The sequence below is a fragment of the Sulfitobacter sp. LC.270.F.C4 genome (assembly GCF_032922545.1).
Lineage (GTDB): Bacteria > Pseudomonadota > Alphaproteobacteria > Rhodobacterales > Rhodobacteraceae > Sulfitobacter > Sulfitobacter profundi.
Genome location: NZ_CP136692.1, coordinates 1,051,893 through 1,065,035, shown reverse-complemented (window position 1 = coordinate 1,065,035; position 13,143 = coordinate 1,051,893). Strand labels below are relative to the sequence as shown.

At 62.8% G+C, this 13,143-nt stretch carries 12 protein-coding genes; 4 read left to right on the top strand and 8 right to left on the bottom strand.

Going from position 1 to position 13,143, the window contains the following annotated elements; all coding sequences use genetic code 11:
- Window positions 1-80: 80 nt before the first annotated feature.
- From upp to R1T45_RS09095, 4 genes are all read right to left on the bottom strand, one after another.
- Window positions 81-722, bottom strand: a complete 642-nt coding sequence (gene upp / locus R1T45_RS09110; RefSeq protein ID WP_317390649.1) for a uracil phosphoribosyltransferase — start codon at window positions 720-722, stop codon at window positions 81-83.
- Window positions 723-792: 70 nt separating this feature from the next.
- Window positions 793-1,983 carry a phosphopentomutase gene (locus R1T45_RS09105; protein WP_317390648.1) on the bottom strand — a complete coding sequence of 397 codons (1,191 nt, stop codon included), beginning with the start codon at window positions 1,981-1,983 and terminating at the stop codon, window positions 793-795.
- Window positions 1,983-3,287 (bottom strand): thymidine phosphorylase, encoded by a 1,305-nt coding sequence (locus R1T45_RS09100; protein WP_317390647.1) that lies wholly within the window; start codon window positions 3,285-3,287, stop codon window positions 1,983-1,985. Before R1T45_RS09100 ends, R1T45_RS09105 begins: the two co-directional genes overlap by 1 nt.
- Before the next feature lie 4 nt (window positions 3,288-3,291).
- On the bottom strand, window positions 3,292-3,684 hold the full coding sequence (locus tag R1T45_RS09095; RefSeq protein WP_120351689.1) for a cytidine deaminase: 393 nt from the start codon (window positions 3,682-3,684) through the stop codon (window positions 3,292-3,294).
- A gap of 221 nt (window positions 3,685-3,905) precedes the next feature.
- Here R1T45_RS09095 and R1T45_RS09090 point away from each other — a divergent pair, with 221 nt between their 5' ends.
- Window positions 3,906-6,179 carry an NADP-dependent malic enzyme gene (locus R1T45_RS09090; RefSeq protein WP_067940135.1) on the top strand — a complete coding sequence of 758 codons (2,274 nt, stop codon included), beginning with the start codon at window positions 3,906-3,908 and terminating at the stop codon, window positions 6,177-6,179.
- 58 nt (window positions 6,180-6,237) lie between these two features.
- Here R1T45_RS09090 and R1T45_RS09085 read toward each other — a convergent pair whose 3' ends face one another.
- Window positions 6,238-6,348: a malic enzyme gene (locus tag R1T45_RS09085; protein WP_120351690.1), complete on the bottom strand. Its 111-nt coding sequence runs from the start codon at window positions 6,346-6,348 to the stop codon at window positions 6,238-6,240.
- A 142-nt stretch (window positions 6,349-6,490) separates the two neighbouring features.
- Window positions 6,491-7,252, bottom strand: coding sequence for a MipA/OmpV family protein (locus R1T45_RS09080; protein WP_317390646.1), 762 nt, complete (start codon window positions 7,250-7,252; stop codon window positions 6,491-6,493).
- 190 nt (window positions 7,253-7,442) lie between these two features.
- Here R1T45_RS09080 and R1T45_RS09075 point away from each other — a divergent pair, with 190 nt between their 5' ends.
- From R1T45_RS09075 to R1T45_RS09065, 3 genes are all read left to right on the top strand, one after another.
- Complete coding sequence (locus tag R1T45_RS09075; protein WP_317390645.1) at window positions 7,443-9,335, top strand: propionyl-CoA synthetase; 1,893 nt, start codon at window positions 7,443-7,445, stop codon at window positions 9,333-9,335.
- 228 nt (window positions 9,336-9,563) lie between these two features.
- Entirely contained in the window at window positions 9,564-10,658 is a 1,095-nt protein-coding gene (locus R1T45_RS09070) for a carboxynorspermidine decarboxylase (protein ID WP_132444309.1), read from the top strand.
- Between the two features lie 19 nt (window positions 10,659-10,677).
- The gene (locus R1T45_RS09065; RefSeq protein WP_317390644.1) at window positions 10,678-11,919 is read left to right on the top strand and encodes a saccharopine dehydrogenase family protein; all 1,242 of its coding nucleotides are present in this window, start codon (window positions 10,678-10,680) and stop codon (window positions 11,917-11,919) included.
- Between the two features lie 65 nt (window positions 11,920-11,984).
- Here the strand turns inward: R1T45_RS09065 and R1T45_RS09060 are convergent, their stop codons facing one another.
- Together R1T45_RS09060 and R1T45_RS09055 are read right to left on the bottom strand one after the other, a co-directional pair.
- Entirely contained in the window at window positions 11,985-12,182 is a 198-nt protein-coding gene (locus tag R1T45_RS09060; protein WP_067937510.1) for a CsbD family protein, read from the bottom strand.
- A gap of 142 nt (window positions 12,183-12,324) precedes the next feature.
- Window positions 12,325-13,086: an NAD kinase gene (locus R1T45_RS09055; protein WP_120351695.1), complete on the bottom strand. Its 762-nt coding sequence runs from the start codon at window positions 13,084-13,086 to the stop codon at window positions 12,325-12,327.
- Window positions 13,087-13,143 lie beyond the last annotated feature (57 nt).

The following is a 13,143-nucleotide window of genomic DNA, read 5'->3' as shown; positions in this document are numbered from 1 at the left end:
CCCCACACTATCTAGTAGAACGATGCCTCAGCGCGCGGCCTGAGTAAAGCACCACGCGCTGAATAGCGAAACTTACCGGATCACTTTGTGCCGAACATCCGGTCGCCCGCGTCGCCCAGACCCGGAATGATATAGCCCTTCTCGTTCAGCGCCTCATCCAGCGAGGCCGTGACGATGCGCACGTCCGGATGCGCGGCCTTCATCGTGGCCACACCTTCGGGCGAGGCGAGCAGGCAAAGGAAGATGATGTTGGTGGCCCCGGCCTCTTTCAGCAGGTTGATCGCCGCGACCGAGGAGTTGCCGGTGGCCAGCATCGGATCCACAGCAATGACCAGACGATCTTCCATCGCCTCGGGCACCTTGAAGTAATACTGCACCGGCTGCAGCGTCTCTTCGTCACGGTAAAGACCAACAAAACCGACCCGTGCCGAGGGGATCAGCTCCAGAACCCCGTCCATCAGCCCGTTGCCCGCCCGCAGGATCGAGATCAGCGCAAGCTTCTTGCCGTCGAGCGTCGGCGCGTCCATCTCCTGCATCGGGGTCTCGACCCGCTTGGTCGTCATCGGAAGGCCGCGCGTCACCTCATAGGCCAAAAGCTGGCTGATCTCGCGCAGCAATTGCCGGAAGGCGGCGGTCGAGGTGGTTTTGTCGCGCATGATGGTCAGCTTGTGGTGCACCAGCGGATGGTCAACGATCGTCAGATGATTGGGGGTATCGGTCATGCGGCAGGCTCCTTTATTTGCCTCGCTTCTAGCCGCACAAGCGCCCCGCTCGCAAGCAAAGGCTGCGCGGCTAGGCTGGCACCTCTACCCCCAGATGCCCGGCGACAAGCGCTGCCACATCGGCAAAGCCGATCTGACCCAGCTCCCCTGCCCCGGTCCCGGCGACCAGCACCGGCACCCTTTCGCGCGTGTGATCGCTGCCTGCCCATGTCGGATCATTGCCGTGATCCGCCGTCACGACCAGCATGTCCCCCTCGCGCAGCGCGGCGATCACCTTGCCGATCTCGGTGTCGAACCACTCCAACGCGCGGGCATAGCCCGACACATCGCGGCGGTGACCATAAAGGCTGTCGAACTCCACGAAATTGGCAAAGGTCAGGCTGCCGTCTTCGGCCTCTTCCACCAGATCATGCAGGTGTTCCATCAGCTTGGCATCCGGCCCTTTGCGCAATTCATCAATGCCTTGCATGGTAAAGATGTCGCCGATCTTGCCCACCGCATAGACCCGCCCACCGGCGTTTTGCACCCAATTGGTCAGCACTGGTTTCGGCGGCATGATGGCATAGTCGCGGCGGTTCGCGGTGCGCTGGAATGCGCCCGGTTCGCCGGTGAAAGGCCGCGCGATGACACGGCCCACCTTCATCTCATGCAGGCGGGGTGCGATGTCTTCGCAAAGCTTCAGCAAACGGTCGAGGCCAAAGGTCTCTTCATGCGCGGCGATCTGGAAAACACTGTCGGCTGAGGTATAGCAGATCGGCCAGCCGCTTTCGCAATGCGCCGCCCCCAGCCGCTCAATGATCGCCGTGCCTGAGGCATGACAATTGCCCAAGATGCCATCGGTGCCCGCCAGCCGCGCGACCTCTTCGGTCAGGTCGGCCGGAAAGGCCGGTGTTTCATCCGGGAAGTATTGCCAAGCCCAAGGCACCGGCAACCCCGCCAATTCCCAATGACCCGAAGGGGTATCCTTGCCCTGCGAAACCTCCGTCGCAGCACCCCAGCGGCCCTCTGGTGTCGCCCCCAAACCCGGCGCTTCCATCCCGCTGGCGAGCGTCAGCGCGGCACCCAGCCCCAACCGGTCAAGATGCGGCAGGGCAAGCGGTCCGCTGCGGCCCTCTTCGGCCTCTCCCGCGGCACAGGACTGCGCGATATGGCCCAGCGTGTTGGCCCCGGTATCGGGCAGATCGCCGTTAAAGAAATCCCCCGCGTCCGGCGCGCCGCCGATGCCCACGGAATCGATCACGACCAAGAATGCACGTCCCATCAGCCGATCCTTTCCAAAATCAATTCCGGCACTTTGCCCGGCGTATCGCCCAGCGTGATTGCTGCCAAAACCGCCGCCTCTGCCGCATCCGCCGCCTCTGGCCCCGCCGCGTGGATCAGTGCCAAGGGCTGGCCCGCAGGGACCTCATCGCCCAAGCGCAGCACTTCCGACAGGCCCACTGCCGGGTCGATCTGGTCCGCTTCAATCACCCGGCCACCGCCAAGATTGACCACCGCCATCCCAAGCGCCGCGCCGTCGATCTCGCTGACGGTGCCGCCGCGCGGCGCAGGCACAGCGCGGATCACCGGAGCTTTGGGCAGGATGCGCCCCCAGTTTTCGGCGAAATCGGCGGGCGCGCCCATGGCGCTCAGCATCCGAGTGAAATGTTCCAATGCGCGGCCATCGCGGACCGCCGCGCGCAGGGCATCGGCCCCGGCCTCGGCACTCGCGGCCAGTCCGCCATTGGCGAGCAGACCGCCCCCTAGTTCAGCCGTTACATCAAGGATTGGCCCGGTGGCCGCCCCGGTCAGCACCCGCATCACCTCGGCCACTTCCAGCGCGTTGCCAAGGCTCGGCACCAGCGGCTGGTTCATGTCGCTGATCACCGCCGTTGTGGGGCAACCCGCCGCCGTGGCGGTGCCGCTCAGCGCTTCGGCCAAGGCGCGCGCCTGCGACAGTTCTTTCATGAAAGCGCCCGAGCCGACCTTTACATCCAGCACCAGCCCATCCAGCCCAGCGGCGAGCTTTTTCGACAGGATCGAGGCGGTGATCAGATCGAGCGAATCCACGGTCGAGGTCACATCCCGCACCGCATAAAGCCGCCGATCCGCCGGGGCGATGTCGCCGCTGGCGCTGACGATGGCGCAGCCCACGTCGCGCACGACCGCGCGAAACTGCGCCTCTTCCAACTGGGTGCTGACGCCGGGGATCGCCTCCAGCTTATCCAGCGTGCCGCCCGTGTGCCCCAAACCCCGGCCCGAGATCATCGGCACGTAAGCGCCGCAAGCCGCCAGCGCCGGGGCAAGGATCAGCGACACGCAATCGCCCACGCCGCCGGTGGAGTGTTTGTCGAGCACCGGACCGTCCAAATCCCAGTCCAACACCTGCCCCGAATCGCGCATCGCAAGGGTCAAGGCCACACGGCCCGGTTGGTCCAATCCATTGAGGCAGATGCCCATGGCAAAGGCCCCGGCCTGCGCGTCGCTGACACGGCCGTCGGCCAGCGCTCGGGCCATCCACGTCAGCGCCTCTGCGTCCAGTGCCTCTCCATGGCGCAGCCGCGCCAGAATGTCCCGCGCGCTCATGAGGTTAACCCTGCATATGGGCGGCGCCAAAGGCCCCCGGAAGCAGGTCGCCCATGGTCATCTGCTGCTCTTTGCCCGCCACGGTCGCCATGGTCACCGACACCTTGTCGCCCGAAAACTCGGCCAGTTTTTGGCGGCAACCGCCGCAGGGGGTCACCGGCAGATCGCTGCCCGCCACCACATAGACCTCGGCGATGTCACGCTCGCCCGCTGCGACCATGGCGGCAATCGCCCCAGCCTCGGCACAGGTGCCCTGCGGGTAGGCGACGTTTTCGACATTGCAGCCGCTGAATACCGCGCCCGACGCCGTGCGGATCGCCGCACCGACCTTGAAATTCGAATAGGGCGCATGGGCATTTTCCCGCACCATCACAGCCGCTTCGCGCAAATCAGTCATTAGGCTCTCCCCTTTTCTCGGACTATAGAAAATTGCCCCGCCCTGTGCGATGCAAAACCACATGTCACCTCAATCGCCTCATAAAGCCTGCGTAAAATGACCTGCAAGGACGACGCTGGGGCAAAGCCACCCGCCGCCAAGACCGACCCGCCCAAATGCCGCTTTGCTTGCGCGCAAAAATTAGTTTAACGCTAAACCATTATTCGGGAGGAGCATGAACGATGTCCGACACCCCCAACTTGCGCCAAGCAGCATTGGACTACCACGAACACCCCCGGCCCGGTAAGCTGGAGGTCCGCGCGACCAAACCGCTGGCCAATGGCCGCGATCTGGCGCGCGCCTATTCGCCCGGCGTGGCCGAGGCCTGCATCGAGATCAAGAACGACCCCGACACCGCCGCCCGCTATACCTCGCGCGGCAATCTGGTGGCCGTGGTCACCAATGGCACCGCGGTGCTGGGGCTGGGCAATATCGGCGCGCTGGCCTCGAAACCGGTGATGGAGGGCAAGGCCGTGCTCTTCAAGAAATTCGCCAATATCGACTGTTTCGACATCGAGCTGGACCAAGCCGACCCCGAAAAATTGGCCGAGATCGTCTGCGCGATGGAGCCGAGTTTCGGCGCGATCAACCTCGAAGACATCAAAGCCCCCGATTGTTTCGTCGTCGAGAAAATCTGCCGTGAGCGAATGAACATCCCCGTTTTCCACGATGACCAACACGGCACCGCCATCGTCGTCGGCGCGGCTGCGAAAAACGCGCTACATGTGGCGGGTAAGAAGTTCGAGGACATCAAGATCGTCTCGACCGGTGGCGGGGCGGCGGGGATCGCCTGCCTCAACATGCTGCTGAAACTCGGCGTGAAGCGCGAGAACGTCTGGCTGTGTGACATCAACGGGCTGGTCTATGAAGGCCGGACCGAGGACATGAACCCCAGCAAAGCGGAATATGCGCAGAAGTCCGATCTGCGCACGCTGGACGATGTGATCGACGGGGCGGACCTTTTTCTTGGCCTGTCGGGCCCCGGCGTGCTGTCGCCTGAAATGGTCGCGAAGATGGCCAAACGCCCGATCATCTTTGCGCTGGCGAACCCGACGCCCGAAATTCTGCCCGATCTGGCCCGCGCCGTGGCACCCGACGCGATTATCGCCACAGGGCGCAGCGATTTTCCCAATCAGGTCAACAACGTGCTCTGCTTCCCCTTCATCTTCCGGGGCGCGCTGGATGTGGGCGCGACCACGATCAACGACGAGATGAAGATCGCCTGTATCGATGGTATCGCCGCCCTCGCCCGCGCGACGACAAGTGCCGAGGCGGCAGCGGCCTACCAAGGCGAACAGCTGACCTTTGGCGCGGAATACCTGATCCCGAAACCCTTCGATCCGCGCCTCATCGGTGTGGTATCCTCTGCCGTGGCCAAGGCCGCGATGGAGACGGGCGTGGCGGCGCGGCCCATCGAAGACCTCGACGCTTACAAACGCAAACTTGACGGGTCGGTGTTCAAATCCGCGCTGATCATGCGGCCGGTCTTCGAATCCGCCCGCTCCTCCCCCCGCCGTCTGGTCTTTGCCGAAGGCGAGGACGAGCGCGTGCTGCGCGCCGCGCAAGCGATCATCGAAGAGACGGTGGAACGGCCCATCCTCATTGGCCGCCCCGAGGTGATCGAACGGCGCATCGAAAAGGCCGGGTTGAACCTGCAACTGGGTCAGAACGTCGATCTGGTGAACCCCGAAAACGACCCGCGCTACCGCGACTATTGGGAGACCTATCACAGCCTGATGTGCCGCCGCGGCGTCAGTCCCGACATCGCGCGGGCGATCATGCGCACCAACACCACCGCCATCGGCGCGGTCATGGTGCATCGCGGAGAGGCCGACAGCCTGATCTGTGGCACTTTTGGCGAGTTTGGCTGGCATCTGAACTACGTCAATCAGGTGCTGGGCCGCGACGGTTTCCGCCCGCATGGCGCGCTTTCGATGATGATTCTCGAAGACGGGCCGCTTTTCATCGCGGATACGCAGGTGAACCTACACCCCACCCCCGAACAGATCGCCGAGATCGCCATCGGGGCTGCCCGCCACGTCCGGCGCTTTGGGATTGAGCCGAAAGTCGCGCTGTGTTCGCAAAGCCAGTTTGGCAATCAGGGCGAAGGGTCGGGCAAACGTCTGCGCGCGGCGCTGCAAATCCTCGACGCAGGCAACCACGATTTCGTCTATGAAGGCGAGATGAACATCGACACCGCGCTTGATCCAGAATTGCGCGCGCGGCTGCTGCCTTGCAACCGGATGGAAGGGGCCGCCAATGTGCTGGTCTTCGCCCATGCCGATGCCGCCTCGGGCGTGCGTAACATCCTGAAAATGAAGGGCGATGGGCTTGAAGTCGGGCCGATCCTGATGGGGATGGGCAACCGGGCGCATATCGTCTCGCCCTCAATCACCGCGCGCGGGCTGCTCAATGTGGGCGCCATCGCGGGCACCCCGGTCGCGCATTACGGCTAAGCCCCCAAGCCAAACGCCGCCCCCTTCGGGGGACGGCGCTGCGTGGTCGGGGATAGGTTTATTTACGGGGCGTGGCGGGTTTGATGTCCGCGACGGAGGACGGGGCCTTGGCGGCGGGTTTTGCCGCGGCCTTGGCTTGCTTCTTCTTGTTGCTGATTTTGTCACCCATGGTCGGGCCCTTTGTCATGCGAGGGGCGCTGGCCTCATGCCGCGCCTAACCTCATCATGACAAGAATCCTGCCGCAAACTGATCCGTTTTCGACCGAGATGTCGCAAACAACGCGCCGCCCCGAGAGGCGGCGCAATGCCGCTTAGAACCGCCAGTTGAACGCGCGGCTAACGCCGATGCGCATGGTCCATTGATCATCAGAACCGGCCTGCGTGATCGGGCTGTCGGCGGCGTCATTCAGCAGACGCTGATAGGCCACGGCCCCCTCAAGCGCCCATGCCTCGTCCAGACGGTAGGTCGCCTGCACTTCGACGCCCGCCCCCAGCAGGCCGCCTTCGGCCTCATAGGCCGCCAAGGTCGGTGTGGCCGTGTCGACGCCGAAATAAGTGTCGGCATAGGTGTCATTGCCAAGGCTGAAACGCGGGCCTGCGGTGATGGTCCAACGCTCATCGGGGCGGAAAATCAGGTCAGCGCCGATGTCGCCGGTCACGCCTTCATGCCCGCCAAACCCTTGGCGCACTTTGCCGAAGACCTGCCAGTTCACCTCGCGGTAGACCACGCCAAAGCCCAGTTCGACCGCCGCATCGATGTCCTCAAGCCCCGCCAGTTCGGGGTGATCGGAACTGTCACGCTCGCCCAGATAGCGGAACGCGCCAGTAAAGCCGAAACCGGTTTTGGGCGCTTCACCGATTTTGGTGCCGATCTTGCGCCCGCCCCATTCGAGCGAGCCAAAGGTAAAGGCCAAATCCGGCGTCGCGCGGTAGCTGCTGGCGCCCGGATAATCCGGTGCCGCCCCCACCCCGCCGCGCAGGGCGAAGTTGAAGGAACGGTCCTGCGCCGCAACCGGCAGCGCGGCAACCATGGCGAGGCAGGAAGCAAGGGGCAGAGAAAGGGCGAGACGCATGTGGGCAGGCTCCAAAGGTAATAGGGTTTCCGCCCAACCTAGCATGACGCGCCGCAACTGACAGGAACAATAGCGATCCGCTTGCTGAATTCTTTCTAAGCGGCCAGAGTGGCTGGAAATATTTGCGCGTCAGTACAGCTATACCCGGCCCGCGGGTTTGCCCCGCCCGTGCAATAAGAGGAGGATCACCATGGGATACCGCGACACCTACGACCGTTGGAAGGCCGACCCCGAAGCCTATTGGCTGGAGCAGGCCGAGGCGATCGATTGGGACATCGCGCCGAAACAGGCGCTGTTTGACCGGGGCGACGACCTCTATGAATGGTTCGCGGACGCGAGCGTAAACACCTGCTACAACGCCGTGGACCGCCATGTGGAACAGGGCCACGGCAAGCGCGTCGCGATCATCTATGACAGCCCCATCACCGGCAAAAAATCGACCCTGACCTATAGTGAGCTGCAGGCCCATGTCGCCTCGCTCGCCGGGGCGCTGGTCGCGCAGGGCGTGGAAAAAGGTGACCGCGTGGTGATCTATATGCCCATGGTGCCCGAAGCGGTTGAGGCGATGCTGGCCTGCGCACGGATCGGCGCGATCCATTCGGTGGTGTTTGGCGGCTTTGCCTCCAGCGAGCTGGCGGTGCGGATCGACGATTGCAAACCCAAGGCGATCATCGCCGCCTCTTGCGGGGTCGAGCCATCGCGCGTGGTCGATTACAAACCCTTGCTGGACGGGGCTATCGAACAGGCCACGCATAAGCCCGACACCTGCATCATCCTGCAACGCGGCCAGAAACCCTGTGAGTTGAACCCCGAGCGGGACATCGATTGGTATGCCGCCCAAGACGGCGTGCGCCCGGCCCCATGCGTTCCGGTTGAGGGGAACCACCCCGCCTATATCCTTTACACCTCTGGCACCACCGGCGCGCCCAAAGGCGTGGTACGCCCCACGGCGGGGCATCTGGTGGCGCTAAACTGGACGATGAAAAACATCTATAACGTCGAACCCGGGGAGGTGTTCTGGGCCGCGTCGGACGTGGGCTGGGTCGTGGGTCACAGCTACATCTGCTACGCGCCGCTGATTGCGGGAAACACCACCGTTGTGTTCGAGGGCAAGCCCGTGGGTACCCCGGATGCGGGCACCTTCTGGAGGGTGATCGAAGAACATAAGGTCGCCAGTTTCTTCACCGCCCCCACCGCGATCCGCGCCGTGAAACGCGAAGATCCCAAGGGCGAGGAGATCAAGAAATACGACCTGTCGAGCCTGCGTGCGCTTTACCTCGCGGGGGAACGGGCCGATCCCGATACCGTCGAATGGGCGCAGGAGAAACTGGGCAAGCCGGTCTACGATCATTGGTGGCAGACTGAAACCGGCTATACCATCGTCGGCAACCCGGCGGGGCTTGAGGCGCTGCCGGTCAAGGTCGGCTCGCCCACCGTGCCGATGCCGGGCTATGACGTGCAAATTTTGGATGAGCGGGGCGAACCGCTGCCTGCCGGAGAGTTGGGCGCGATTGCCATCAAGCTCCCCCTGCCCCCCGGCACCCTGCCCGGCCTGTGGAACGCCGAAGACCGCTTTCGCAAATCCTACCTCGCCACCTTCCCCGGCTATTACGAGACCGGCGATGCGGGGCGGATTGATGAGGACGGCTATGTCTGGATCATGGCGCGCACCGATGATGTGATCAACGTCGCGGGCCACCGCCTGTCGACTGGCGCGATGGAGGAGGTTCTGGCAGGCCACCCCGATGTGGCCGAATGCGCCGTGGTGGGGGTCAGCGATGACCTCAAGGGCCAGTCGCCCGTGGGCTTTTTGTGCCTCACCAAGGGCGTCGACCGCCCGCATGAGGAAATCGTCGCGGAATGCGTCACCCGAATGCGCGAACAGATCGGCCCCGTTGCCGCCTTTAAACAGGCCGTGGTGGTGGACCGCCTGCCCAAAACCCGCTCGGGCAAGATCCTCCGCGCGACCATCGTGAAAATCGCGGATGGAGAGGATTTCAAGCCGCCCGCAACCATCGACGACCCGGCAATCTTGGACGAAATTCGTGACGCGCTGAGAGGCATCGGCTACCCGCAAAGCTAACCAATCAGACCTATGGCGGTGGACCTTTGCAGGACTGGCGCTAAACTCAGACCCAAGGAAACGCACGGGCTTGCCTGCCCGCGCGTTTTTTTTACAATTGCGCTGCTTGCGCGAAATATGCGAAGCGCCCTCGGAAATGCCCCGCAGCGGGGCCAACCACGACAGCACATCCAGTGGGTCTTTTCCCTCCCGGAGCATGCCCTCCGGCCGCGCAGAAAGGTTTTCGACGTGCAGACACCTTATTACCTGATCGACAAGGCCAATCTCCGCGACAATATGGAGAAGATCGCCCGCCTCCGCGCGCTTTCGGGCGCGCGTTGCCTGCTGGCGCTGAAGTGTTTCGCCACATGGTCGGTCTTCGACTTCATGTCGGAGTATATGGACGGCTCGACCTCCTCATCGCTCTACGAAGTGCGGCTGGGGGCCGAGAAATTCCCCGGTGAGACCCACGCCTACTCCGTCGCCTATGCCGAGCATGAGATCGACGAGGTGCTGGGCCACGCCGACAAGATCATCTTCAACTCCATTGGCCAGCTCGACAAGTTCGACGCGCAGTCGCGCGGGCATATCCGGGGGCTGCGGGTGAACCCCGGCGTCTCCACCTCCGACTTCGATCTGGCCGACCCCGCGCGGCCCTTTAGCCGTCTGGGTGAACACGACCCTGCGGCGATCGACGCGGTCGCAGACCGGATCACCGGGCTGATGTTCCACAACAATTGCGAGAATGATGACTTCGCGCGTTTCGACGAGATGCTGACCCTGATCGAAGAGCGCTTTGGCGCTGTGCTGCACAAGATGGACTGGATCAGCCTTGGCGGCGGCATCCATTTCACCGGCGCGGACTACCCGCTTGATGATCTGGCGCTGCGGCTGAAATCCTTCGCCGAAGCCTTTGGCGTGCAGGTCTACCTAGAGCCGGGCGAGGCCGCGATTACCGGGGCGGCGACGCTGGAGGTCACCGTGCTCGACACGATGCACAACGGCAAGAACCTTGCCATCGTCGACAGCTCGATCGAGGCACATATGCTTGACCTGCTGATCTACCGCGAACCGGCCAAGATCGCGCCCGACACCGGCGACCACGAATGGATGATCTGCGGCAAGTCCTGCCTTGCCGGCGATATCTTTGGCGAGTTCCGTTTTGACGCGCCGCTAAAGGCGGGCGACCGCCTCTCCTTCCAAGACGCTGCCGGTTACACGATGGTCAAGAAAAACTGGTTCAACGGCGTCAAAATGCCCGGCATCGCAGTACGCGAGTTGGACGGAACCACCCGAATGGTGCGCGATTTCGACTATGACGATTTCGCCGCCGCCCTGTCGTGACAAGAAAGAGGTCAACACTATGAAACGCAATGTTCTTATCATCGGCGCGGGCGGCGTCGCACAGGTTGTGGCGCATAAATGCGCTCAGAATAATGATCGTTTGGGTGAGCTTCATATCGCCAGCCGCACGGTTTCCAAATGCGAGGCGATCATCGCCAGCGTGCATGAGAAAAACGCGATGAAACAGGACGGCGTGTTCAAGGCGCACGAAGTCGATGGCATGGACACCGACGCTGTCGCCGCCTTGATCAAGGAAACCGTCTGCCAGATCGTGATCAACGTGGGCTCGCCTTTCGTGAACATGACCGTGCTGCAGGCCTGCATCGACACCGGTGCCGCCTATATCGACACCGCGATCCACGAAGACCCCCGCAAAATCTGCGAGACCCCGCCGTGGTATGGCAACTACGAATGGAAGCGCCGCGAGGCCTGCGCCGAGGCGGGTGTGACCGCGATTCTAGGCGCTGGCTTTGATCCGGGTATGGTCAACGCCTTCGCCCGTTTCGCAGTTGATGAGTTCATGGACGAGGTCAAATCCATCGACATCGTCGACATCAACGCAGGCGACCACGGCAAGTATTTCTCGACCAACTTCGACCCTGAGATCAACTTTCGCGAGTTCACCGGCACGGTTTACAGCTGGCAGGAAGGCGAGTGGAAAGAGAACAAGATGTTCGAAGTCGGCCGCGAATGGGATCTGCCCGTCGTCGGCAAGCAAAAGGCCTATATGTCAGGCCATGATGAGGTCCATTCGCTGGCTGCCAACTACCCGGACGCCGACGTGCGCTTCTGGATGGGCTTTGGCGATCACTACATCAATGTGTTCACCGTCTTGCAGAACCTCGGCTTGCTCTCCGAACAGCCCGTGACCACCGCCGAAGGGCTTGAGGTCGTGCCGCTGAAAGTGGTGAAGGCCGTACTCCCCGATCCCTCGAGCCTTGCGCCGAACTACACCGGCAAAACCTGCATCGGTGATCTGGTGAAAGGCGTGAAGGACGGCGAAGAGGTTGAGGTTTTTGTCTACAACGTCGCCGATCACAAGGACGCCTATAACGAGGTCGGCAGCCAAGGCATTTCCTACACCGCAGGCGTGCCGCCCGTGGCCTTTGCGATGCTGATCGCCGATGGCACCTATGATGGCGGCACCATGGTCAATGTCGAAGAACTGGACCCCAAGCCGCTGTTCGGTCTGCTGGATGACATTGGCCTGCCGACCCGCGTGAAAGACGACAAGGGCGACCGCGCTTGGCACGAGGCCTGAGCCTCTCTTGAAACGCAAAAGGCGACCCCCGAGGGGGTCGCCTTTTTTTATGCCAGCTACGAAAATCAGTATTTCGCAGCGAAGTCATCGACTTGACGCTCGGCCTCATCTTTGGCGATGCCATAGCGTTCTTGAATCTTACCCACCAGCTGCTCGCGGTTGCCGCGCGCTTCGGTGATTTCATCATCGGTCAGATCACCCCATTGCGATTTCACCGCGCCGGTCATCTGGTTCCAATTGCCTTCGATACGGTCCCAATTCATGTCAGGTCTCCTTTCACAGGCTGTGAAGATGCGGGATTGTCCCGCTCTTGCAGGTACAACGCTGGCGCGAAGTCAGGGTTCCCTGTCCGAGGAGCGCAGAGGCGGAAAGACGCCGTCTGCAGGGCCGCAGTGACGGGGGACGTTAGTTGAACTGTTCCGAGATCAACCGCTCTTCCAACCCATGACCGGGATCGAAGAGGATCCGATGGCTTACGCTTGGATCCGAAGAGACCTCAACCGTGGTCACATCGCGGTGCGATTGCCCGTCGGCATCCGCCATCACGGGGCGTTTTTGCGGTTCTTGCACGTCAAAGCGCACCGTCGCCCGTTTCGGCAGCAACGCCCCGCGCCAGCGGCGTGGGCGGAAGGCGGCGATCGGGGTCAAGGCCAGCACATCCGACCCAATCGGCAGGATCGGCCCATGCGCGGAATAGTTATAGGCGGTGGAGCCCGCAGGCGTCGCCACCAGCGCCCCATCACAGACCAGTTCCTCCATCCGCTGCCGCCCGTCTATCGTGATGCGCAACTTGGCCGCCTGCGGCCCGGCGCGCAGCAGGGACACCTCGTTGATCGCCAGCGCGGTCGAGATGGTCCCGTCGATATGGGTGGCGCGCATGACCAGAGGGTTGATCACCGCCTCTTCCGCCGCCGCCAGCCGCGCTTGCAGGTCGCCCTCGCGGTAAGCGTTCATCAAAAAGCCGATGGTGCCGCGGTTCATCCCATAGACCGGCGCGTCCATGTCTTGGGTGCTGTGCAGCGTGTGCAGCATGAAGCCGTCACCCCCCAAGGCCACGATCACCTCGGCCTGACGCAGGGACACGTCACCATAACGCCCGATCAAAGCGGCGCGCGCCGTTTGGGCCACGCTGGCCCGGCTGGCCACAAAAGCGATCTTTAGAGACATGTCAGCAGGCTCATTCCGGCGAAGTTTCCGATCATCGGCGTTTGGGGCCAAAACAAT